Raw genomic sequence first — 22849 nt, forward strand, 5'->3', positions numbered from 1 at the left:
CCCCTGGTTGCCACCGCTTGTGTATGGCAAACTCGCGACCGGCCGCCCCTCCCGGCCTCGCGGGCCTGCCCTCCGCCCTACGCGAACGCGCCTCCCGAACCCCGGCCTCCACCGCGCCCCCCTCCGGCCCCGCCTCAGGCGGCGCCGCGCGAAGCCAGCACGCGGCTCCTCTCGGCGTTTAGGTGCTCGGCCTGGCGCCACAGCTCGGTGGCGGCGGTCAGCGCCAAACTGCGAGTCGCTGCACAGCAGTCAGAAAACGACCATTTGCTGACAGTAGGCCTGTTCGCATAACGGGCGCGTTACGGAACAGAGCGCGCGTTCTCCAGCTGGTCGCAACCCATTGTATACAATTGAAAACAAGCGATTCCGGTCGCGATCGTACTGGCAGGGACCTATCCGACGCTGCCCCGGGGGCGGGTAAGATCGCGTACCATCTTCGCGCGTCGCGGGTTGCCCTGCCGCAGGCCGAGCACGTCCAGCACGCGATCCCGAGCCAATGAGTCGGTAATCGTCGCGCCGTCTTCCAGCGCATGGATCACCATGGGATTGACCCGGGCGAGTTCCGCCAAGGTCTCGATCGCATAGGCCCCGCGGCTACGGGCTGCACGGACCTCAGCGGCCAACGTCGCTTACGCGGTTCGGGGGTCATCATCGAATGTGTTCATCACCACGTTCTACGCGGGTGCGCCAGCGGAAGTTTCTTGGGTCGAGGCCTCGTGATCGGACGCTACTGCATCCCGGCCGGACACGGGCGCGGAAGGCCACACTTGGTAAGACCGAGAAACATAGCCCACTGCCTGAGCGCAGGGAGCGGAAGTGTGCAATCAGCACCGGTCTCGATCGCTCCGACGACGTCAGGTGTGAGGTCAGCCAAGCGTGCCGCGTCAGCTAGGGACAACCTCAATCGGCTTCGCGCCGTACAAGCATGCTTCGCGAGGTTGCTCAGCAAGGTATCACGCTGCTCTTCGAACTCACTCATGATATTCCATCGGACCTGTCCGTGGAGGAGCTCGCGTCAGGCAACCCTGCGGTCTTTCCGCTCGCGCTCGGTCAAGGGGCCGGATCGGCCAAGGTGGATCGCCTTGGCGAGGGCGGAGCGATGTTCGGCGTAGCTCACAGCGACCATCGGGTAGTCCGCCGGCAGGCCATACCGGGCGCGGTAGCTGTGCGGATTGAACCCATTCGCTGTCAGATGCCGCTTCAGCGTCTTGTAGGTTTTGCCGTCGATAAAGCTCACAAGGCCTTCGTGCTGGATCGATCCGCGGATCTGGGCCGAGCTCGGTGTTTCAACCGCATCACGGGCAGGCGCCCCGTCTTCGACCGTGTGCATACCGCACGCCAGACCAGCGATCATAACGTGCACGCGCGCGATCAATCCTGGAAGCTCGGCGGATGGAACTGGATTGTTCGCAACGTATGCAGCAACGAGTTCAGACGTCAGCTCGATCGCAGACGGGGCGTTGGCGGAGATTGGTGGGTACACGCACACAGCTCCTCGGAGGCCGAAATACACTCTTAGGTTGATACGCCGCATTGCGCTTGCCTGAGAGCGTGCTACGGTTTGCATGAGCGCGCATCGGTGCTTATTTTCACGTGTGTATAGAAGCATTCGTTTGGTCAAATCATGAGGACTTTGTTCTCGACCGCAGACGAAGAGCCCAAGAATGGATTTCGGCGCTGGCGCGAAACGGTCTTCGAGCGGATTGTCCCGGTCGAACTGACGCCCGCCGATGCTGGGGCATTCTAGGGTACGATGGAGGCTGCCGACGTCGGTCCATTGGTGATCACCCGCCTGACGCAAAGCGCGATCAGGACCGAGGCGACGGCGGATACGATCCGCCGGCACGGCAAGCACGATACGCTCAACGTCGCAATTGCGCTGCACGGTGTAGTGTTCAGCGCGCAGGATGATCGCACCTCAGTCCAGCATCCCGGTGAGATTGTGGTGCTGGATCGGCGCCCGACCGTCATGGCCACCGACGCCGACAGCCGGACATTGTTTGTCGAGCTGCCTCGTGAACGTTTGGAACAGGCGCTTGGATCGACACGTCGTTACACGGCGCTGACCCTTGGGATGGATCAAGCCAGCACCTCGTTGGTCACCACCTTCTTCCAGGAACTGGTTCGCACCTACGCACGACTCCCGTTGGATACGACGGCACGGATGGCTTCGATCGGGGTCGATCTTCTCATTGCCAGCCTTGCGGAGCGTCTTGCCCGTGAAACGCCCAAAGACCTGCAAGGCACGCTCATCGTCCAGCGTGCCATGGCTTACATCGAGGGCCACTTCGGCGATCCGAACCTGGATCCGCCCACCCTTGCAGCTGCCGTAGGCGTGTCGTTACGCTACCTGCAGCAACTGTTTCGCCAGCACGACCGCAACGTCGCCGATTGGATCTGGCGCCGACGTCTGGAAGTCGCGGCGCAGCGGCTCATGGATCCCGGCCATGCCCATCTGACGATTGGAGCGCTAGCGTACGGCTGCGGCTTTGCCACCCAATCGCACTTCAGTCGCCGCTTCCGTGGCCACTATGGGTTGTCCCCGAGCGAGTACCGGTGGCTCTCCTTCGGCTCGACGTCCCAGACGGCTTCAAGCGCTGTCCGATCACGATAAGGCTCTCCTTCGCATTGAGGCGCCACTCAAACCTAGCCAGAAATGGCTCCGTCTCACCTACGGACACCGGATCGGTGTGGCCTCGAAGCATCACGCGCACGATGAGAAGGAGACAACCCTAAAGCGAGGTGACTTCCCTTATAGGTTGTGTTTTATGGGTAAACCATGCAACTTCTAGGTCGCTTTAGGCTCGCCCGATGGCTGATGATCACCGTCAAGACATAATGGACCGGTCACGTCTGCTCGCGCGTATCGCCGATCAACTCGGCGTGCCGATCACCGAGCTCTACACCTCGTATCGCTTGCGTGGCCCGGCGGATGCCCCCGGGGAGGAAGCATTGGCCGTGATGGCACTGGTGCAAGCCTACTTTGCGATCGGCGACAGGGTGGCCCGTCAACGCAGCATCCAGCTCGTGCAGTCGATGGCCCGGATCGCTCCTGTCCGACACAGCGCTGAGGCCGAACCCAGCGGTGTCGCGGCATCCTCCACGACCGGGTGAGGCCGATTGGGCATTACGCTGAGGTGGGCCCCGGAGCGGCCATGGCGATGCGCCTCGGGGGCTCGTCGCAGTCTCAAGCGTGCGCCTTGATCGACGGGGCAGCAAACAGCGCCCGTAGCCGTGCCCGATCCAGCTCGGTCGTCGCCAGCACCGGAGTTGGACGCGCGAACAGGTAGCCCTGCATCTGTTCGCAGCGCAGATCACGCAGGATCGCCAGCTGCTCGATCGTCTCGACCCCCTCGACCGTGACTTGCAGGCCAAGGTTGTGCCCGAGGTTGACGATCGCCCGCACGATCGCGAGCGTGTCCACGTTCTGCCCGAGGCGGCGCACGAACGACTGATCGACCTTGATCTTGTCGAACCGGAACTGCTGCAGGTAGCTTAACGAGGAATAGCCGGTCCCGAAATCGTCGAGGGCCAAACGGACGCCAAGCCCGCGCAGGTCGGTCAGGACCTGCACGGCCTTCGTTGCATCCTGGATGAACACGCTCTCGGTGATCTCGACCACCAGCCGCGCTGGGTCGAGCCCGTGCCGCGCCAGTGCCGCCGCGACGATCGCAGGCACGTCGGATTGCCGGAACTGGGTCGGCGAGACGTTGACCGACACGCGCCACGCCTGCGCCCAAGCCACCGCCGCCGCGCAGGCAGTGTCGATCACCCATTCCCCGATTTGCCCAATGAGGTTGGCCTGTTCCGCCACCGGGATGAACTCGCCCGGGGAGATGAAGCCACGCTCCGGGTGCTGCCAGCGGATCAGCGCCTCAAACGTCTCGATCTCGCCGGTGCGGGCGTTGACAATTGGCTGGTAGAACAGTTGCAGTTCGTCGCGGGTGATAGCGCCACCAAGCTCGTGTTCGAGCTGCCGTCGCGCCTGCAGCTGCGCGTCCATCGCCGCCTCGAAGAACCGTACCACACCCCGGCCCTCGTCCTTGACCTGGTACAGGGCGGTATCGGCGGCGCGCAGCAGGGTCTCGGCAGTGCTGCCGTCACCCGGGTAGAGCGCGACGCCGGCTGAGGCGCCGATCTCGACGCGATGGTCATCGAGCTGAAACGGCCGGCGCAGGCTTGCGATTAGTCGGCTGCCAACCTCCGCAACCTGCTGGGGCGCACGCGTGCCAGAGAGCACCACCACGAACTCGTCGCCGCCGACCCGGGCCAGAGTGTCGGTCGGGCGCAGCTCGGTCAGCATGCGCTTAGCCGCCTGGACCAGGAGCGCGTCGCCGGCGGCGTGACCGTGCCGGTCGTTGACAGCCTTGAACCGGTCGAGGTCGAGGTAGATCACTGCGACGCCGGTTCCGTCCAAGGCGGCGGCGTCGAGAGCTGGGCCGAGGCGCTGCTCTAACAGGTAGCGGTTGGGCAGGTCGGTCAGGGCGTCGTGCAGGGCGAGGTGGCGGATACGCGCTTCGTCGCGCCTGCGGTCGGTGAGGTCGCGCAGGGCAACGGCGGTAGCAGGCCTTCCGCCGAACTCGATCGTACGACAGGACAGCTCGACCGGCACATGGGTGCCGATGGCGGTGCGGATCTCAAACTCCTCGGGGCGCAGCTCCTCGGAGCGGCAACGGGTGCGCCGCAATAACCCCGGGGCGTCGGCCTCCGCGAACAGGGCGAGCATGGGCTTGCCGATGATCTGCTCGGCCGGCATCGCGAACAGGCGCGTGCCTGCTTGGTTGACCTCCACGACATGGCCGTCGCGATGGATGAACAGCACCTCGTGCGCGAGGTTGCTGAGCAGGCGCATGCGGTCGAGCTCACGCAACGCCCGCTGGGACAGGTGCTGCTGCATCGCCAGCGCCACGAGGCCGGCGATGAGCACGGTGAGGCTGATGGCGGCGACGGCGAGCGCTAGCAGGGTCGAGCCAAGCACATAGCTTTCGCCGTCTTGCAGCCTGATAGGCGCGACGGTCACGGCCGTCATGCCGGTGAAGTGCAAGCCGCAGATTGCGAGCGCGAGCCAGCCGGTGACCTCGACGCGGCGACCAAGGCTCGTCAGCGCACCCGCACGCGCCAAGGCCAGAGCGGAGAACGCGACGCTGATCAGGATCGAGGCGACGACATAGTTGGGGTCGAGCATGACCAGGCTGGAGGCGCGCATTGCGCCGACGCCGAGATAGTGCATGCTGGTAATTGCCAGCCCAAGAAGGATCCCAGCAAGTGCGATCCCGAGCGGGGCGGCGGACAAGCGCGACCATAGCGTTAGGGCAGCTAGGGTCCCTACGATAGCCACAACGATCGAGGCGGCGGTGTATCCAAGGTCGTAGGCGACATGAGCACTGGGCCGGAATGCCAGCATGGCCACGAAATGCAGCGCCCAAATGCTGCCGCCGAAGATGATCGCAGCTGGTAGCAGGGTACGCACGAGCACGCGTCCCCGGGCGTCGGTTCGCGCCATCAGGGTGACGGTGGCGAAGCACCCAAGGGCGCAGATCACAGCCGATAACGCGACAAGGCGCAGGTCGTGCTGCTGCGCGACGCAGTCAAGAACGCGGATCATGGTCAGCTCAGTCGAAAGGTCAGCGTGCGGCCGTCAATTTCAGAATTTAACGCAGGCTTACTAACGACTGTTTTGCAACCGGACCGAGTTCACACCATGGTTGAGACATAATAAAATAAATCGTCAGATTGTGCATCGCGGCCGCAGCGAGGAACGATGCAGGAAGCGAGGTCGCCTGCGCCCCACGCAGCCTAAACCACTTAGCGATTATACCGTTCGCGCGTACAGACTCGGTTTTAGAGCGTCTAACAGAATCACCTGCATTGATTGAGGGTCACGAGGGCACAGGCCAGGGTGGTGAAGGCGAGGTGGATGTCGGCACGGCGCTCATAACGGATGGCCAGACGGCGGAAGCGGGCGAGCCCCGCCAGCGTGCGCTGGACCACCCAACCGGTGGCGGCCCAGGCGCTGACTGCTCTCGCCCCCCCCGGCACGCGATACGCGGCCCGATCCCGCGGGCCCGGCATTCCCGGCCGCAACAGCGGTGATCGTAGGCTTTGTTGGCGTGCAGCTTGCCGGGCCTGCGGCGTGGGCGTCCACGGCGGCCCGAGCGCACTGGCGGGATCGCGTCGAGCGTAGCAACGAGTTGGGTGCTGTCGTAAGTGTTGGCCCCGGTCTGGACAATGCCGAGCGGCGTGCCGCGGGCATCGACGACGAGGTGGCGCTTCGTTCCCGGCTTGCCTCGGTCGGTTGGGTTCGAACCAGTCACCGCCCCCCTTTGTGGATGGCCCGCCCCTCACCGGGCTTCAGCCTGGGCGCGCCCATCATTGCAGGATGGCGATTCGTTCAAACCCCTGCCGCAATGTGTTTGTCTGAAACCAGACCTGAGGTTGGTCTATTTCAAGACATAAGGGCGCTGTGCCCCATCACGTGGGCGTTCCATGCTGCAAGGCAGCATACATTAGGTTGCTAAAACTGGCCATTTCCATCATTTTTTATTCTATCATTAACCATCAGAAGGTGAACAAGGGGGCGGTTACAACCTGGTCTTTATGAGCAATCTCGATGTGCAGATGCAAGCTCATTACAAGTATCGACAAGACGTACGATAGCTCTTGTCATCAAAATTCATTCGTTTTTGATAGTATCTATACGCTTATAGGCTTAGTATTGTTTTTAGGATTCGGCGTTGTTTTTGTATCAACAGTCCGTGCGGATACGCTTAACTTTCGCGGCATCGCCGTTTCGGCATGCACACTGAGCTTGCCAACCGATGGCACGCTTTCGCTCTCGTCGAACCTGCAGAACTGGACGACGACCACGCCCGCGACGATCACCGCCATCAACACCGCCCCGGCGACGCTGACGGTCACCAAGCCGACGAGCTGGACCGCATCCCCAGCCAACGTGCCGGCAACGACCTTCTCCATGACAGCGAATCTTACGGGCGCGAACGTCCTGAACCTTACCGGCACCTCGGGCGCTGCTTCGGGCACGCTTTCGCTTCTCGGTAGCTCGGTCGTCTCTGTCTATCTCACCGCACAGGGCACGGACACGTTCAAAAGCGGCTCCTACACGGTACAGGCGACGGTGACATGCGCCGTCAATTGATCGCGCTTGCCGCAGTCCTCCTCCCGGCGCAGATCGCCGACGCTCACGCCTTGTTCCCCGGTCAGCAGGTCGTGCTGACGGCCGGTGAGCGCGGGATCGCCTACTTTCAGGCCGTCAACGACCGGAAGGACGTGTCCGAATACGTCGTCGAGCTGTTTGATTTTGGGACCTGGATGCCGACGCGCTACGCGGTCGCATCCCCGGACCGTGTCACGGTCCCGTCGGCGGCGAACGCATTTACCGGCGTAGCGCCGAGGCGCATCACCGTCATGGTCGACCTCGACGGGAAGCCGGAGCGCATCGTCCGCGTGTGCACAAAATCGGTCGCGCGCCGCGACCCGTTTCGCGCGGCTTCGACCTCGGTCAACACCCGCGTGTGCTCGAAGCTCATCGTCCGGAGGCTGCAATGATCGTTCGAGTGCTAGCCTCCCTGGCCCTCATCGTCGCCGGGTGCACGGTCGCGCAGGCGCAGGCGGGCTTCTATCTACCTTCGTCACCGACGAGCGCGGGACAGGACGAGTTCCACGCGGCAGACGGCACAAGCTGCCGCACGACGATGGACGGGATGAAGCGGATGGAGGTCGGTTCGTATGGCGCCGGCGGCGACAACCTCTACGGGTCTGCCTACAGCTACAGTTACCCGTATGGATCCACCACCGCCACCAAGCAGCCAACGCAGAAGAACGGCGGAGTCTACGCCCGCTTCTCGATGTCCCTCGACGCGTCCCCGAGCCGGATGGACTGCAACAAACTCTACGAGCTGGAACTCGAACGACGACGTCTGGAAATCGAGGTCATGAAGCGCAGCCTCGCGTCCACGGATCAGAAGCTTGACGACCTGAAGCGGAAGGATCTCCCCAGGGACTCGGCGCCGCCGAGGGCCTCGGCCCCGCCACGCGGACAGAGGGCATCCTCGGGGCTCAGGGGTTCGTTCCCGCCTCTTTGAAGGCTGCGCGACCTGCGCGAGCGACTTCCATAGCGATTGATCAGGAGTACGCGAGATGCCGTTGGCGGCGCTCATCCCCGTCGGTGCTGGCGGCGTGGGGGAACAAGTGCAGAGCATCCTGCGAGCGGTGCGCCGCCATCTCGCGATGGACGTTGGCTTCGTATCCGAATTCGTCGCGGGCGACCGAGTCTTCCGATACATCGATGGCGAGGATTCGCGCATCCGGACCGGTGGCGGCGATCCTTTGGGGACGAGCTTCTGCCATTACGTCGCGCGCGGCTTGGTGCCGGGTCTCCTGCCTGATGCCGCCGAGCATCCAGTTACGGTGGGCCTGACCGCCACCCACGCCTTCCCTATCGGCGCCCATCTTAGCGTTCCCCTGCGGGATCGGGATGGCACCGTGTACGGCACACTGTGTTGCTTCAGTTACAGGCCTGGCCATGGCCTGACATCGCACGACCTCGGGGTGCTGCGCTTCTGCGGGGAAATCATCGAGGCGGTATTGCACAGGAGCCGCGAGGACAACGTAAGCGCGAGACAGTGTCGCGTGCGGATCGCCGACGTCATTGAACGCCAGGCATTCGACATCGTCTACCAACCTATTTATCGCACTGCTGACAGTCGCCTCGTCGCCTTCGAGGCCCTCGCACGGTTTGCCCTCGAACCCCATCGGCCGCCGAACGCTTGGTTCGCGGAGGCGGCAGGCGTTGGCCTGGGCGAAGATCTCGAACTGCTTGCCATAAGCAAGGCCCTCGTCGCGCTTGACGTGCTCGATCCTGCGATCAACCTGACGATCAATCTGTCGCCGGAACATGTTACGAGCCCGCACCTTCCACAGGCCTTGGCGAGGTACCCGCTCGAACGAGTCGTGCTGGAACTCACGGAGAACGCCGTCATCGAGGAGTACGAGCCACTGAGGAAAGCCCTCGCGCCCCTGCGTCAGCGAGGACTACGGCTTGCGATCGATGATGTCGGAGCCGGCCATTCATCGTTTCGACACGTCGTCGACCTTGCCCCGGAGTTCATCAAGCTCGACAAGAGCTTGATCCGCGACATCGACGTGTGCACATCGCGGCGTGCGCTTGCGGCTGCCATCACCGCCTACAGTTGCGACATCGGCTGCGAGGTCATCGCGGAAGGTGTGGAGACGGCGGCCGAGTACGCGATGCTTTGCGAACTCGGTACGACACGGGTCCAGGGATATCTCATGGGCCGGCCCATGCCGCTGGCGGAGGCCTCGCGGGCGGCGATGGAATGGTTCGTCGCCGAGCCGCGGCGCTACGACCAGACGGCCGCCGAGGCGTGTGGCGCACCCTAAGGGAGGCATGCGGCGTCGTGCCCGTCAGCGCTCAGCGGCTTCGGGCGCGTTGACGAAGTCCGCGCCAAAAGGAACGGTTAGTAAGAGCCTGCCCTCCGCGTTCGTGATCTCGAACGTGCAGGTGAACCAATCGCGCACGACAACGGAATGCGCGCGTAGGATAAGGTCACGGCCAACGCGTAGGGCATGGGCATGAATCGCGTCGAGGTCGATCGCCTCATCGCCTTCCGGGTCGACGATTACGGCTTGCATGCCATGGCGGACGTTCAGGAAGTAGCGCGGCATCAGGCGTTCCCGAGAAGCCGCGCGTACGACGCTTCCGGCACGCCGTAGCTGTCCCCGGCCAATGCTACGAGGCCGGCGTGTCTCAGGATGACGACGCCTCCGCGTTGCGCACGTACGAGACCATTAGCCTGCAGCGATTGAAGCGCCATCGTCACGCCAGTCCGGTGCATGCCCAGCATCTGCCCAAGATATTCATGCGTGATCCGGATCTCGTCACCGTCCACGCGGTCGTGGCACATTAGCAGCCAGCGCGCGAGGCGCGCTTCGATCCCGTAGCTCGCGTTCGCGTAGGCTGTATGAGATGTTTGAATGACATACGCGCGCACGAAGTGAAGGAACATGCGACCGAGGCTAGGGCTCGCAGCGATCGCTCCACGGAGCGCTTCGGTATCAATGGTGAGCATCGCGCCGGGCACTTGGACGACGTGGCTGTAGGGGCTGGTATCGCTACCGAGGAGTACGACCGTCCCCCCAACCAAACCCTCGCGGCCGACGACCCCAACTTCGACCCCCTCGAACGTGATCGAGGCGATGCCGACCTCCGGAAAGAAGAGGGTAGCGATCCGCTCGTCCGGAGCGACGAGCACTTGGCGGAAGGTCATTGGTCTTGCACGGAGATGTGGAGCCAGAAGCGCGAAGTCGCTAGGATCTATTATCTTGAGCAAACGATTGCGGACAGTCGATTGTCCCATGGCCGACATGTGTAAACCTTTTATTTTTCGGGCTCGGCATCCCCATCAAGCTTTGCTCGATTGCACATACGCAGCATCAAATCTACCGCATATAATTTTTTGTTGCGTATACATAATGACATAAAAATCTTTAAAGTCAATAGGAATATATCATTTTTAATAAAAAGTACTTTTCTGAATAATCGTGCTATGACATCATTTGTTGGATCCGCCTCATTCTTGTCGAACTATTATAATACCTAAACTATTATACATTTCTATTGTACATAATGAATAATGTTTTATCAATTATGCAGACTATGTGGTGTTACGGAAAATATTTCTATACACTAACACAGTTATTAGAAGTACTAGTTCTGATCGAGAAATACTCTCAGTTGTTCCGCCCTCCTTCGTGGCTTGTTAAAAGGGGGAGGTCGCGAATAACCGAGGATGAGTTCTGTGTCGGTGAGCCGATCATCCATTCCAACTGCGGAGGAGCAATCCTTGCGCGCGGTGCTCGTGTGGTTGGATGTTCTGTCGATGGCCACCCAGAGGTATATCTTGCCTTCGCCGGTGGGAACTTCTGTGATGTCGATGTGGAAGATGTCGATCAGATAAGCCTTGAAGGCTTGCTTGCTAGGCTTGTCGCCGCCGACCTCAGGTAACCGCTGATCCCGTGGCGCTGCAGACAACGATGCAGCGACGAGTGGGTCAGGTGCGGGATGGGGCTTGAAGCGTGTAGAGATCTCGTCGATCGGCAAGAAGGTGTGTCGGTGGAAGGCAACGATGATCCGCTCCGCTAGGTCGTGAGCACGGTCGGGCGCAGCGTTTTCGGTCCCATCACCGCGTCATGCACGAAGGCACGCTTGCGCCACTTCGCGACCGTCTTGGGGTTCAGCCCATGCTGTGCGGCAAGATCTTTGGGGGAAGCTTTCGATTGCTGTAGCGCTGCTCTGATTGCGTGCGTGGTCGTGGCGCAGCCGTGAAGAACCTGTCCCATAATGCCTCCCGGCATGCAGCGGCTTCAGCTAAACCGATGCCACCTCACCGCGGGACTGTACAGCTAGTCCGCCGCACGCTCCGCGCCCTTACAAAGCCACACGTAAGATCCTAGCTTCTACGGTCTGCAGGAACTGTACGTTCACGCTGGCGCCAGACCGCTGTCGGACTTCGCAGCTGAACTTACGTCCGTCGCTATCAACAGTCAGCTCAAACCGCTCGGGGACTTGCGCGTGCATCCGAATATGCAATCGCGCACCACCGTCAGACAAATCGCGGATCGAGCAGGCGATACAGCTGCCAGGCACATGGATGCTGGCTGGTAGCAGGACACGGGTCCGACGCTCGTTGCGCCGCTCTTCCATCCCCACCGTCCAGTTATCCAGACTCGTACTGATGCTCGATACGCCTTCGGCCGCATGCCGCATGCTAGCGAGGATCTCCCCGGTTGCCCGGGTCTGCTCGTCCATCGATGCGCTCACGCCGTCGACATGCGCGCTGATCGTTCCAATCGCCGCGGTGATCGATGCCAGCGTCGTCGCGACCTCCGCCGACACGGTCTGCATGCCGGTGACCTCGCCGCTGATCCGGTTCGTGGCCGCAGCGGCCTGACCGGCCAGATCCTTCACCTCGGCCGCCACAACTGCGAAGCCGCGTCCGGCAGCTCCCGCTCGCGCCGCCTCGATGGTAGCATTCAGTGCCAGTAGGTTGATCTGTTGGGCGATACCCGCGATCGCGGCGGCGACGCCACCCATCGCGCTCGCCGCCGCACGCAACCGCTCGGTCGCAGCGTCCGCTTCACCAGTTCGCCCGTGGATGTCATCTACAGCCGTCTTGGACTGCGTCATGCTGCGCGAGATCTCTTGCGCGGCGGCGTTCATGGTCTCAGCGGCGTCAGTCACCACCTGCACGTTGTCGAGGGTTCGCTCGGCCGCCTGCACCGCGACGGAACGCGCTGCCATGTTAGCTGTGACGTCAGTGGCGTACTTAACGACCTTGGTCAGCCGGCCATTGGGGTCGAAGATCGGGTTGTAGCTTGCCTGGATCCACACTGGGCGGCCGCCATTGCCGAAGCGCTGGAACATGCCGGAGGAGAAGTCGCCGCCGCGCAGGCGATCCCAGAAGGCTGAATATTCCGGAGTCTGCGCGTAGCCGGGTTCGACGAACATGGCGTGGTGCTGCCCACGGATCTCCTCGATCCGATAACCGACCGTCGCGAGGAAGTTTGCGTTGGCATCCAGCACCGTACCATCGGGGGCGAATTCGATCACCGCCTGGGACCGGTTGACCGCCGCCAGCTGACCCGCCGCATCAGTTGTCTGCAACTTCTGCGCAGTGATGTCGGTAGCGAACTTCACCACCTTGATCGGCTTGCCGTCTCGATCACAGATCGAATTGTACGTGGCCTGGATCCAGATCTCGCGGCCGCCCTTGGCGATTCGCCGGAACTCACCGGCTGCGAACTCACCGCGGGCGAGCTTCGCCCAGAATTCACGGTAGGCCCCGCCCTCTCGCTCGGAGGGATCCACGAACAGCCCGTGGTGGCGGCCCTGAATTTCGTCGAGGCTGTAGCCCACCGCATCAAGAAAGTTCTGGTTGGCAGTCAGGATCGTGCCGTCGAGGGCGAACTCGATCACGGCTTGGGAGCGGTGCAGAGCATCGAGCTGGCCATCGTGGTCGATGTTACGAAGCACCTGCGCAGTGATGTCGGTCGCGAACTTGACGATCCGGGTGACACGTCCCGCGCGATCCAGCACAGGATTGTAGGTCGCTTGGATCCAGACCTGACGACCACCCTTGGCGATGCGCTTGAACTCGCAGGTCTGCGCTTCACCACGGCGCAGCCCCTCCCAAAACACGCGGTAAGCGTCGCCATCGCTCTCACCAGGGGAGACAAAAAGCGTATGATGTTGTCCCTTCACCTCGGCGAGGGCGTACCCCATCAGGTCGAGGAACAGCACGTTGGCGGCTAGAACCGTACCGTCGGGGGCGAATTCGATCCGAGCCCTGGACCTGTCGATTGCCGCCATGAGCGAGCGCAGATCGGCATTGAATAAGGGCACAGAGTCTTCTCACCAAGCGCTGATGATTGCGCGCCCGTTCATAAGGACGCCTGCTTAACGCTTTGCTCAAACGAGACCTGCTACAGCGGAGATAAGTTGAATTTTATGCATTCTACGGCCGCTCTCTTACCATCTTGCGTGCATGCGTCCTGCCGCAGTACGAGGTGAGATATGCACGCTTACAGAACCGCTATGTCCGTCCTCGCCTTGACCACCGCGCTCGCCGCGGTCGGAGCGGCTCACGCAGAACTGTCCAGTGCCATCAGGATTGTGCTTCAGAAGGGCCGTCACTATGATCCTACCGATCTGTTCCTGCGTCGAGGTGACACCATCACCCTCGTCAATGGTGACGACAGCACGATCCATCACGCCTTCATCGAGGCCGATCGGTTCGCATTCGATGCTGGGGATCAAGAGCCCGGCAAGCAGGCCACGCTCACGCTCAAAGAGCCGGGCAACTTCATCATTCAGTGCGGCATCCATCCAAAGATGAAGCTCACCCTGCACGTTCAATAGCCCGAACGATCCCCCTTAGAGCACTAGCAGCTTAGGTGAGCCCGCAACGTCGCCGGACTGGAACGCTCTCACGAAGTGCACGTCGAGAGCAAACGCGTTTGGATTTTCCACGCCAAGTAAACGACGGTATTTCCGACATTGAACGTCTGCTGGCGAGCCCTCCTGAAACGTGAACCCGACCACCCGGTGTCGACCCAACTTCGCCGAACAGGCAGGTTCGCAGCGTTCTCAGAACCGGACGTTGGCCGAATGCCCGAACGTTTCTTGTGATGCGTCCTGAGCCCGGCATGCCCCAGGGCAACCTGGATCAGGCGCGAACCGAGCGGAGCGCGATGACCGCACCCGTATCTTCTGGAGCCCCAGGTGCGCATTGGGTCTGATTGCGCCCCCCTTCCTTAGCGGCGTAGAGAGCGGCGTCCGCCTTTCGGTAGAGGTCGTTCGGTGACGCGGCGTCAGCCGGTCCGACGGCGAGGCCAACGCTCACGGTTACCGCTCCCGCGCCAATGCCGGCCGACGGGACCGCCAGTAACGAGACGGCCGCGTGAAGCTTGCCGGCGATGCGCAAGGCACCTTCCACATCGGTTTCGGGCAGCAGAATTACGAACTCCTCGCCTCCGACCCGCGCGACGAGATCGTCTGGTCGATGCACGCTGGCCCCCAGGCAGGCTGCGAGCCCCTTGAGGACCTCATCTCCAACCGCGTGGCCATAACGGTCATTGTAGCGCTTGAAGTGATCTGCATCGACGACGAGCAGGGAGAACGGCCGGCGGGTTCGCTGTGCGCCCACCCACACGCGCTCAAAAGTTTCCTCGAACCGACGCCGGTTCGGAAGCCCAGTCAAAGCGTCGGTGCGCGACAGTTCGGCGAGTTCAGCCTGCAGCGCAGCCCGGCGGCGTAGGTCCCGCCCGTACAGAAGCGACAGGAATACGGTCAGGCCGCACAGGGACAGCACGACGACGCTAATGACGAGCGCCTTGGCACCCCACGCAGCTTCGATCTCATAGGTGGAGAGGGCGACGTTCAGTACCAGCGGCCACTCGCCGACTTTCGTGAAAACATAGTGGCGCTCGATGCCGTCGCGCACGGACGACCCAACGAAGGCGCCGCTGCGCTCGCGCACGAAGCGGTCGAAGTTGGGCGTGCCGTCGATATTTGCGGCGATGTCTTCTTCAACGAATGGATGACGCATCAGACGTGTACCATCGCGCAGATACAGGTTGATCGCGCCGCCCTTGCCAAGGCCAATCTGATCAAAGAGGCGGCTAAAGTAAGACAAATTCAGGCTAGCAAGCACGATGCCGCCGAACGATCCGTCCGGTTTGTCGATGCGGCGGCTCAGCACGACGATACGAGCCCCCGTCAGGCGCGAAACCAGTGGCCTGCTGATGACAAGCCCCAACTTGGGGGCAGCCTTGTGTGCCCGAAAATAGTCGCGGTCAGCGTTGTTGAGCTTGCGCGGGGGCACCGACGACGCGTCGATGACGCTGTCGCCGTTCTCGTCGAGGACGAGCATCACGCCGAGGTCCTGTGCCGTCGAGGCCCGGTCGAATAGGATGAGTTGGCGCAGTTCGGGGGTGGCCTCGGTGACGCCCGGCGCCTTGAGGTTGTCGACAACGGCCCTCAGGGAAAGGTCGATGATCTCGACGTTGCGGGCGATGTCACGTTCGATGACCTTCAGCAGGTTCTTCGAGGTCTGTTCCGCCATGGCCCAGGCGTCGCGTCGTAGGTCGAGTAGCATCAGGCCCGACACGATCACCATGCCGACGGGGGCGAGGATGCCAAGGGCGATCCAGGTGCGGGAGGAGCGCAGACGTCGCGCGAGGCGGCGCGGCAGGGCCATAGATGGATACTCCCAAGCTTCGTTCTTGTTGCTTCGTGAGTAGGCCGAAAAAGCTTACGCCGCTTTTGTATAAATTTTTTTGGCGCTGGTTCGCGGTATATTTAATAAAATATTTCGATTAAGGACAGGCACTCAGGCGAAGCTTTGAAAAGCTATGACAGATAGCGCAAGGGATGGGCTGTTGCGAAGCCATTCACAACGACAAACCAGAGAGCGCGGCTGAGCGTTTAGCGTCCGGTTGTTCACTACGGAGACCCCGTTTCATAAAAGGCAGAACAGCTTAGCTTTTGGGTAAGCGGCGAGCATCGCGGGCGTTGGGAGAGTGTCTGACGCTCACCCAGGAACCCCGATGTGGACGCCCGCCGCCCGCGCTGAGCTTGCGCGCGAGAGCCTGCCTTACGCAACCAGCCTCAGCGATGCCGAGTGGGCTGTGCTTGCGCCGCTTCTGCCTGCGCCATCCAGCACAGGCCGCCCATGGCGCCGGCTCCTGCGCGCGGTCTTCGACGGCATCCGGACCTCAAGGTGCTGTTCGTCACCGGTTACGCCGAGAACGCGCTACTCAGCAATGGGCACTCGCGCCGGGGATGGCGGTACTGACCAAGCCATTCCCCATCGAGACCATGGCCGCGCGCATCCGTTCGATGATCGAGGCGAAGCGGTAGAAGGCTGCATTGTCTGCTTCGCTCGGAAGCGGGCCTTGCGGCCATAAAACGGTGCAACGTAGCTTACCCTCTCCCCTCGCGTGAGCAGACGCCCTATCTCGCCGCGATGCATGAAGCCGCCCTTGAACTGATGTGCATTCTGGCGAGCGGTATCGAGACTGAGGAGGCTTGTGCCGACCAGCTTGGGGCTATCTCTGCGGAGGCGAGCGCCCTGGGCGACGAACTGATTGCCAAGGGTCTCGCTGCTGTGGCGCGAAGTCATCGGGTCCGTGCTTTTGAGCTACAGGGTGAGCTTGCAGCCGTGAGCATGACTTACGGTGGCATCTTCCACCGCCATCTCGCCGAAGACTGACGTGCCAATCTACCGCCTGAAATGCATTCTACGCTTTCTGGACGGCCGCGCGGGCTGCGCGATCGACGGTCGCGAAATCCAGGCCAAGAGCCCCGACGATGCCATCGCACTCGCGAAGCTCTATGCTGCCCCCAACCCGACCATGGAGCTTTTGTCCGAGTCGCTGTCCGGCCCCTCGGGAGCCATCATCTGGTCGCTGCGATCCGACATTGCGCCGCGAATGGACTTCAAGCCGAAGGAGGGCTGACCGGCCCTACTCAGGTGCTTATGCGATTTGCCTCCGTATGCATCCGAGGTCCGCAAAGGATCGGAAGCTGAGCGTCTGCTTTTGGACCAGGGCCTAAGGTCCGCTCCCCACCCCAAGCGGCCATTCGGCTTGCGACCCAACACAGACGTACCGTGGGCCATTGGCGCTTCCTGAAAGCAGCCATTCTTCGGCCGTCCGGCAACTTCGGCTCGGGGTGGTGAGCGGCCATTGGCTGGACCACCACACGATCCTTTTAACGGCTAACTGCTCCCCGTATGTCGGGGAAGCGAGCGCTCAGGCATCCCATGTGACTTCCAGGGAATAGCCTGTTGTCAGATCGGCATCCGATAGCCGTAGAACTCGTGGTCCTCGTTGTAACCGCCCTGCCCAGCGCCAAGATCGGCGAAGTCGTGGACGAATTCGATCGCGGTGATCCATTTCACCATCTTAAAGCCCAGCTCGTTCTCGCAGCGCAGGCGCAGCGGCGCACCGTGCAGCACACTGACCGGAGCACCGTTCATCTCGTAGGCCAGGATGGTCAGCGCGTGGTGCATGTTGTGCATCCGGTGCGCGTCGTAGTAACGCCCCCCTTCGCCACCCTCGGCGAACGAGTAGAACACGGCATAACGGGCCTCGGAACTGGGCTGCACGAGATCAAGGATGTGCTGCATCGGCACGCCGCCCCACTTGGCGACACCCGACCATCCCTGGATGCAGAAATGCGTGGTGATCTGCTCCTGCTTCGGCATCGCCCTGAGGTCCGCGAGCGAGAACTCCTGTGGTCGATCGACCAGCCCGTCCACCCGCAACCGATAATCCGCAAAATTGCCGGCGACCTGAGCGTCGAACTCGGCGGAGGCGGGCATGGTGCCGTTCGGCCAGAAATAAGGCGATATGTCCGCCTCGGTGAGTTCGGACCGTGGGTCCCACCACTCGGCCAGGCCCTTAATCCAGCCGATCATGAACTTACCGACGTGCTGCACTTGCCGCGCGTAGCGGATCGTTACCGGCGAGGCAGCCGCCCAAGCCCCGGCAACCACCGACATCGCCAGCATGAAAGGCAGGAAACCCGACCACGAGGCGTTCTGCACGCCGGCGAACATGTGGTTGGTGTTCTCGCGCAGGCTGGTGACGAACACCATGACGCCGTGCGCCAGGATGAACAGCACGAACCACGAGAAGGAGAGAAAGTGGATGGACCGCGCCACTTGCCGGTTCAGCACCCGCCCGGTCCAGCCAAGGCGGTTGGAGATCGCCGGGCTCTGCAGCAGGCCGGTGGCAATGGAGACAGGGGCTGCGATGAACACGGTGGCGAAATAGGCCAGCTGCTGCAGAGCATTGTAGCGGGTCCAGCCCTGGTCCACCGGAAAGTTCAGCGACCCGTACTGGATCGCCGTCGAGATCGCGCTTGGGAACACGTCCCAAGTCAGCGGCACCAGGCGGCGCCACTGATCGGTGGCGAACAGCATCACGTAGAAGACGACGCCGTTCACCGTCCAAAGCAGGTTAGTGGAGAAATGCCACCAGCGGGCCAACCCGATGGAGTGGCGCAACCCTGGAATGCCGAGCCACTTCGGCAGCGTCACGGAGTCGTCTTTGGCGGTCCAGATCCGCCCGGTCGGCACCGGGCGCTGGAAGCGGAACCAGTCCGTGCCTGGCGTGCAATCTCGTTTCCAGTATAGCCGGGGGTGGTCTGCCAGGATTTGGATGCCGGCGCGGATGATGAACATCATGAACAGCATGTTCAGAAAATGCTGTAGCCGCAGCCACCAGGGAAAGCCGGAGTTCACCGAAGGCGCACTCTGCGCGATGCCGGGATGGCGTACGATGAACGCCTTCACGTCCGGATACTCTCGCAGGCTCTGTGCAAGGGCGACCACGAGGACGAGAGCGGCGAAGCCGAGTGGCAAGGCCCACAAAGTGCTGACCCAGCGCCGTCCGACGCGGATGCGAGGCACGATGCCTTGCTGTGGCGGCAGCCAATGGCTCAACAGGATGCGATCATCTGCACCACTCAGCTTCGCTGCGAGCGGGTCATGGATCGGCACGACATTGGGTGTATCCGTCATCGGCCTGATCCTGTGTGATGCTGGCGCGCCCGCCATGCTCTGCGCGGTGTGTCTGGTCCTCGGTTGGCAATCGGCAGGCTGACAGGATGGTGAGGCATCCAGCAGACCCATCTCGAACTGAAGTCGATGAAGCTGAATGGGTTGCGTAGCCGGTAACAGACCAGGATCACGCTTCCATCCTAGGCCCAGTCCTGCTGCGCGTCCCGATAGTATGTTGCCATCGAGTCAACGAGGGTCTGCCTCGGGTCGTGAGCGGGCGCACCAGTAGCGTCCGCTGTTATGCATGGCTACCCGAGAGCGGACCAGAAGAAATCCACTCAACCCGGTCATTCCAAGCTGCACCCTTAACCGGCGCGCCTCGCGGAGGCGACATCTGCGCAGAGTGCATAGCTTAGAGGTGTCCGGTATCCGACCGTTTTCCGGCGATCGATTAAAAAGCAGTTTGCTGGCGAAAAATGGCTGCAGCTCTGTCGGTAAACCGTGTCGGCTATTCAAACGTCGGGCAAACGTGCGCCTCTGACGGTCTAGCGGCGATGCTTGCGTGTCCGGTTTAAAGCATCGCGCTACTGAAACCAGCTAGACGACTTTCGGCCAACTCCAGCCGTACGAAGCTGGCCCGCTCAATGTCCGCTTCCGGGCATCGCCTGAAAGAACCGGAATGACTGGGTTGGGTCGCAAGCGGACTCGTGGTGCGAAACTGAAGGATTGTGCACGAAAGCCAAGCCCCTGAGATCGCGCTTCATTTTTCGTGCACGATCCCTGTGCACGACTGAGGCATGATCTACGGCTACGCACGCGTCTCGACAGACCACCAGAGCCTCGCCGCACAGGTCGAGCGGCTGACCGCCGAAGGCTGCTCCAAGGTTTTTCAGGAGACCGCCAGCGGGTCGCGTGCGGACCGAGCCGCGCTCAAGCGCGCGATCGGCCGCCTTGCCGAGGGCGACGTGCTGATCGTCACCCGCCTGGATCGCCTTGCCCGGTCCACCCGTGACCTCCTGAACGTCCTAGAGGAGATCACGCGGCGCGGCGCAGGCTTCCGCTCCTTAGCGGATGCCTGGGCCGATACGACTACGGCACACGGTCGCCTCATGGTCACGATCCTCGGCGGCCTAGCCGAGTTCGAACGCGAGCTGATCCGGGCACGGACAGGGGAGGGACTGAAGCGGGCACGGGAACGCGGCATCCGCTCGGGTCCGAAGCACAAGCTCACGCTGCATCAGCAGCGGGAAGCCCTGGCACGGCGCGAGGCAGGTGAGAGCTGCGCGGAGATCGGCCGGAGCTACAACGTCAGCCACAGCACGATCTCACGGCTGAGGGCGCCTTCTGAGCGAACCTAGAGGCCTGGCTGATCGTTCATCCGCGACGGCGCTCCCAGGCGCCCGTTCTATGGAGATCTCATGCGCGCACTTCTTGCCGGCGCTGCTCTGTTCGTCCTCGCAGCGGCCGGCGCTTCGGCACAGCCCTACGACGATCGGCGCCCTCCACCCCCGCCGGACGAGGACTTTGACAGGCCACCGCCGCCACCCCACCGCTACCGGCCGCCCCCGCCGGACTTCGATGACGACAGGCCCCCGCCTCCTCCGCATCACCGCGGACCGCCTCCGCCGGACGATGACGACGATGATGGTCCGCCTCCGCCGCCCCGGTCGCGCGCCTATTGAGGATCGCGCACGCTCCCCTTGGAGGGGAGCGTGCGTCTCCGGGTTCGCCTCGTCCCTAATCCTACCAGCTACCGGCCACGGAAAAAGAAGAACCACGCCAGGAGAATGACCGGGATCGGAACCCCAATCAGCCACAGCAAGCCACCCGTCAGCATCTCGTCACTCCCTAGTATGCCGCGGGCAACCTGGTGATACGAGTGGCTGTTCCCAGCGGTACCATGCGCCCGCGGAGTGTGCTCACCGCACCGCCTCTTCTCCGCTGGCTGGTTTCGAGCCGTCGCAGGAGATCGTAATTTATGAACGCGTTTTTCCGCTGGCTTGGCACTGCGGAGGGTCGATCCGTTCGGTACCCCTTGATTGGCCTCGCCTTACTCGCACTGTTCATTCTCGTAATGAACCGGGGTAGGGATACCGGCCGCTACGATGAAGGGTGGGTAGTTGTTAGACCATGCGGTCCGATTAAATGCCCGTCGCCTGATGGTAGAACGCAATCTTGCGGTGAGTATCTACTGAAGAAAGACCCCCAGGGAAGATACTGGCGAACGAACGAGATATTCCGAGATCAGATCGATAAAGATTCAATCGATTTGATCTGCCCCATCAAGAGCTAATAGGCTACTCGTACGCTGTCAGCAGCTCGCTGACTTAGGTCGTGTAGCGCGGCGTCCGCATCTCGAACTTCATGCTCCACGTACTCTCTGCCTATAGGACAGCTGGATCGGGGCACACCCCGCAAGTCAGCGCTTCGCAGCTCGAAAACCGCCTGCACGCTCGATCGCGTCGCAGGCGTCGCTAATGCCGTCGTCGGCCGCAGCCTGCATGTGCAGCGACCAGCATGCCGCAGCGACATGGCGGCTCGTAAGTAGATGGTCGAGCACCCGCGCCCCGCGGGCAGGGGTGAAGCGACTCCGTGACAGACCGGCGCCCACACCAAGCGCCTTGAGCCGGTGCGCCTCATCGAAATGGTTGAACGCCACCGGCACGACGAGCTGCGGCACGCCAGCTCGGAGCCCCAATGCTACGGTGCCGATGCCGCCGTGGTGGATCAAGGCGGCAGCGTGCGGCAGCAGGGCCGTGAGAGGAGCATAGGGCACGTGGATCACGTCCGGCGAGAGGTCTGGCGGGACCTGCCCAGTCTGAGGCGCCAGGAATACGCCCCGGCGGCCCATCTGCCGGCAGATCCGCAGGGCTGTCTCAAAGAACGAGCGCCCCTGCCGCATGCCCGAACCGTAGGTAAAGACCAGCGGCGCCGACCCGGCGCGCAGGAAGGCGACAAGCTCCTCCGGAAGCTTCGGGGTGTCGCCAAATCGATCGGCAGTCGGGAACCCGACCTGAAGGGCGTGTGCTGGCCAATCCGGCTGCGACGGCGCGTACCAGCCGGGAAACATCAGGATGAGGGTCGGCGCGAGGTTCCACCAGTGGCGTAGCCGCCGCACCGGCAGAAGGCTGAGGGTGCCCCGGAAGGCGTTCAGAGTGGGGAGCGCTGCGGGGCCAATCACGTAGCGGTCAGCCCCCCTGCCGATCCAATGGCGGAGCCTCGCCGGCAGGAGGCGCGGCAACGGCAGGCCGGGTAGGTGCGGCGGCGCATAACGGCTTTCCATTAGGAACGGCGTCACGTGGATTACCACGACGGGTAGCGCGAGCATGTCCTGCGCCACAGGGGCGCCGAGACTGAGGGTGGAAGCGACCACGACGCCCCCGCCCATCGCCTGTTCGGTAATAAGCCAACGATACGTCGGCTCAGCTAGCGTGGCGACAGCTTCGAACATCGCTTGGACGCCGCGCCAGGGTCGCCACAGGTTCGGTGTACCGATGAGGCGATCGTACTCGGCTTCGGTGCACAGCGCATGAAATACGAGCCCTGCCCGCGCGGTCGAGGCCGCAAACGGAGCAGGCGCGGCGAGCGTCACCGCATGGCCGCGGCTCGCCAGCTCGACGCCGATTGCTACCATGGGAAGAACGTCGCCATGGGTGCCAACTGCAACGATCTGAACGTTCATGCTGGTTCAGACCATATCACTCGAAACTTGCAAGGCGGGTAATCAGTAAAACGCCCGGCCG

General features: G+C 62.4%; 18 protein-coding genes and 4 pseudogenes. 11 read left to right on the forward strand and 11 right to left on the reverse strand.

The genetic code is table 11. The annotated features are described in order from the left end of the window. Positions 1-392: 392 nt before the first annotated feature. Both MKK60_RS20170 and MKK60_RS20175 read right to left on the reverse strand, forming a co-directional pair. Positions 393-569, reverse strand: a complete 177-nt coding sequence (locus MKK60_RS20170) for a hypothetical protein (RefSeq protein WP_243937890.1) — start codon at positions 567-569, stop codon at positions 393-395. Between the two features lie 446 nt (positions 570-1015). Continuing rightward, on the reverse strand, positions 1016-1483 hold the full coding sequence (locus tag MKK60_RS20175) for a MucR family transcriptional regulator (protein ID WP_243988340.1): 468 nt from the start codon (positions 1481-1483) through the stop codon (positions 1016-1018). 141 nt (positions 1484-1624) lie between these two features. Between MKK60_RS20175 and MKK60_RS20180 the strand changes: the two are divergent. Continuing rightward, a pseudogene (locus MKK60_RS20180) lies at positions 1625-2614 on the forward strand (helix-turn-helix domain-containing protein). A 197-nt stretch (positions 2615-2811) separates the two neighbouring features. Continuing rightward, entirely contained in the window at positions 2812-3114 is a 303-nt protein-coding gene (locus MKK60_RS20185; protein WP_243988341.1) for a hypothetical protein, read from the forward strand. Positions 3115-3187: 73 nt separating this feature from the next. On the opposite strand, the gene MKK60_RS20190 is transcribed toward MKK60_RS20185, so the two are convergent. Together MKK60_RS20190 and MKK60_RS20195 are read right to left on the reverse strand one after the other, a co-directional pair. Continuing rightward, the gene (locus tag MKK60_RS20190; protein WP_243988342.1) at positions 3188-5605 is read right to left on the reverse strand and encodes an EAL domain-containing protein; all 2418 of its coding nucleotides are present in this window, start codon (positions 5603-5605) and stop codon (positions 3188-3190) included. A gap of 254 nt (positions 5606-5859) precedes the next feature. Further along, positions 5860-6326 (reverse strand): annotated as a pseudogene (locus MKK60_RS20195) (IS5 family transposase); the annotation flags it as partial. A gap of 284 nt (positions 6327-6610) precedes the next feature. On the opposite strand from MKK60_RS20195, the gene MKK60_RS20200 reads away from it, so the two are divergent. The 4 genes from MKK60_RS20200 to MKK60_RS20215 are packed head-to-tail and all read left to right on the forward strand — an operon-like array spanning position 6611 to position 9420. Then, positions 6611-7156, forward strand: coding sequence for a hypothetical protein (locus MKK60_RS20200; protein ID WP_243988343.1), 546 nt, complete (start codon positions 6611-6613; stop codon positions 7154-7156). Beyond that, entirely contained in the window at positions 7141-7566 is a 426-nt protein-coding gene (locus tag MKK60_RS20205; RefSeq protein WP_243988344.1) for a hypothetical protein, read from the forward strand. The genes MKK60_RS20200 and MKK60_RS20205 overlap by 16 nt, the downstream gene beginning before the upstream one ends. Next, positions 7563-8102, forward strand: coding sequence for a hypothetical protein (locus tag MKK60_RS20210; protein ID WP_243988345.1), 540 nt, complete (start codon positions 7563-7565; stop codon positions 8100-8102). The genes MKK60_RS20205 and MKK60_RS20210 overlap by 4 nt, the downstream gene beginning before the upstream one ends. A 55-nt stretch (positions 8103-8157) precedes the next feature. After that, positions 8158-9420, forward strand: a complete 1263-nt coding sequence (locus MKK60_RS20215; RefSeq protein WP_243988346.1) for an EAL domain-containing protein — start codon at positions 8158-8160, stop codon at positions 9418-9420. A gap of 24 nt (positions 9421-9444) precedes the next feature. On the opposite strand, the gene MKK60_RS20220 is transcribed toward MKK60_RS20215, so the two are convergent. From MKK60_RS20220 to MKK60_RS20235, 4 genes and pseudogenes are all read right to left on the reverse strand, one after another. After that, positions 9445-9705, reverse strand: a complete 261-nt coding sequence (locus tag MKK60_RS20220; RefSeq protein ID WP_243988347.1) for a DUF6894 family protein — start codon at positions 9703-9705, stop codon at positions 9445-9447. After that, a complete protein-coding gene (locus MKK60_RS20225) occupies positions 9705-10307 on the reverse strand; it encodes a Crp/Fnr family transcriptional regulator (protein WP_313901139.1) in 603 nt (200 codons plus the stop codon). The genes MKK60_RS20220 and MKK60_RS20225 overlap by 1 nt, the downstream gene beginning before the upstream one ends. 599 nt (positions 10308-10906) lie before the next feature. Beyond that, positions 10907-11379: pseudogene (locus MKK60_RS20230) on the reverse strand (IS481 family transposase); the annotation flags it as partial. Positions 11380-11467: 88 nt separating this feature from the next. Next, a complete protein-coding gene (locus MKK60_RS20235; RefSeq protein ID WP_243988349.1) occupies positions 11468-13408 on the reverse strand; it encodes a PAS domain-containing protein in 1941 nt (646 codons plus the stop codon). Positions 13409-13633: 225 nt separating this feature from the next. Here MKK60_RS20235 and MKK60_RS20240 point away from each other — a divergent pair, with 225 nt between their 5' ends. Next, a complete protein-coding gene (locus MKK60_RS20240; protein ID WP_243988350.1) occupies positions 13634-13957 on the forward strand; it encodes a hypothetical protein in 324 nt (107 codons plus the stop codon). A gap of 307 nt (positions 13958-14264) precedes the next feature. Here MKK60_RS20240 and MKK60_RS20245 read toward each other — a convergent pair whose 3' ends face one another. Then, on the reverse strand, positions 14265-15797 hold the full coding sequence (locus tag MKK60_RS20245; RefSeq protein WP_243988351.1) for a sensor domain-containing diguanylate cyclase: 1533 nt from the start codon (positions 15795-15797) through the stop codon (positions 14265-14267). Between the two features lie 349 nt (positions 15798-16146). Here MKK60_RS20245 and MKK60_RS20250 point away from each other — a divergent pair. The 3 genes and pseudogenes from MKK60_RS20250 to MKK60_RS20260 all read left to right on the forward strand — a co-directional run. Next, a pseudogene (locus MKK60_RS20250) lies at positions 16147-16311 on the forward strand (IS5/IS1182 family transposase); the annotation flags it as partial. A gap of 254 nt (positions 16312-16565) precedes the next feature. After that, positions 16566-16811, forward strand: a complete 246-nt coding sequence (locus MKK60_RS20255; RefSeq protein WP_243988352.1) for a hypothetical protein — start codon at positions 16566-16568, stop codon at positions 16809-16811. Position 16812: 1 nt separating this feature from the next. Continuing rightward, positions 16813-17058: a hypothetical protein gene (locus MKK60_RS20260; protein WP_243988353.1), complete on the forward strand. Its 246-nt coding sequence runs from the start codon at positions 16813-16815 to the stop codon at positions 17056-17058. Between the two features lie 332 nt (positions 17059-17390). Here MKK60_RS20260 and MKK60_RS20265 read toward each other — a convergent pair whose 3' ends face one another. Further along, positions 17391-19127 carry a molybdopterin-dependent oxidoreductase gene (locus MKK60_RS20265; RefSeq protein WP_243988354.1) on the reverse strand — a complete coding sequence of 579 codons (1737 nt, stop codon included), beginning with the start codon at positions 19125-19127 and terminating at the stop codon, positions 17391-17393. A 776-nt stretch (positions 19128-19903) separates the two neighbouring features. Between MKK60_RS20265 and MKK60_RS20270 the strand changes: the two genes are divergently transcribed. Beyond that, positions 19904-20464: a recombinase family protein gene (locus tag MKK60_RS20270; protein ID WP_243988355.1), complete on the forward strand. Its 561-nt coding sequence runs from the start codon at positions 19904-19906 to the stop codon at positions 20462-20464. 1061 nt (positions 20465-21525) lie between these two features. On the opposite strand, the gene MKK60_RS20275 is transcribed toward MKK60_RS20270, so the two are convergent. After that, positions 21526-22788, reverse strand: coding sequence for a glycosyltransferase (locus tag MKK60_RS20275; RefSeq protein WP_243988356.1), 1263 nt, complete (start codon positions 22786-22788; stop codon positions 21526-21528). Positions 22789-22849: the final 61 nt, after the last annotated feature.

This window comes from Methylobacterium sp. J-092 (genome assembly GCF_022829325.1).
Lineage (GTDB): Bacteria > Pseudomonadota > Alphaproteobacteria > Rhizobiales > Beijerinckiaceae > Methylobacterium.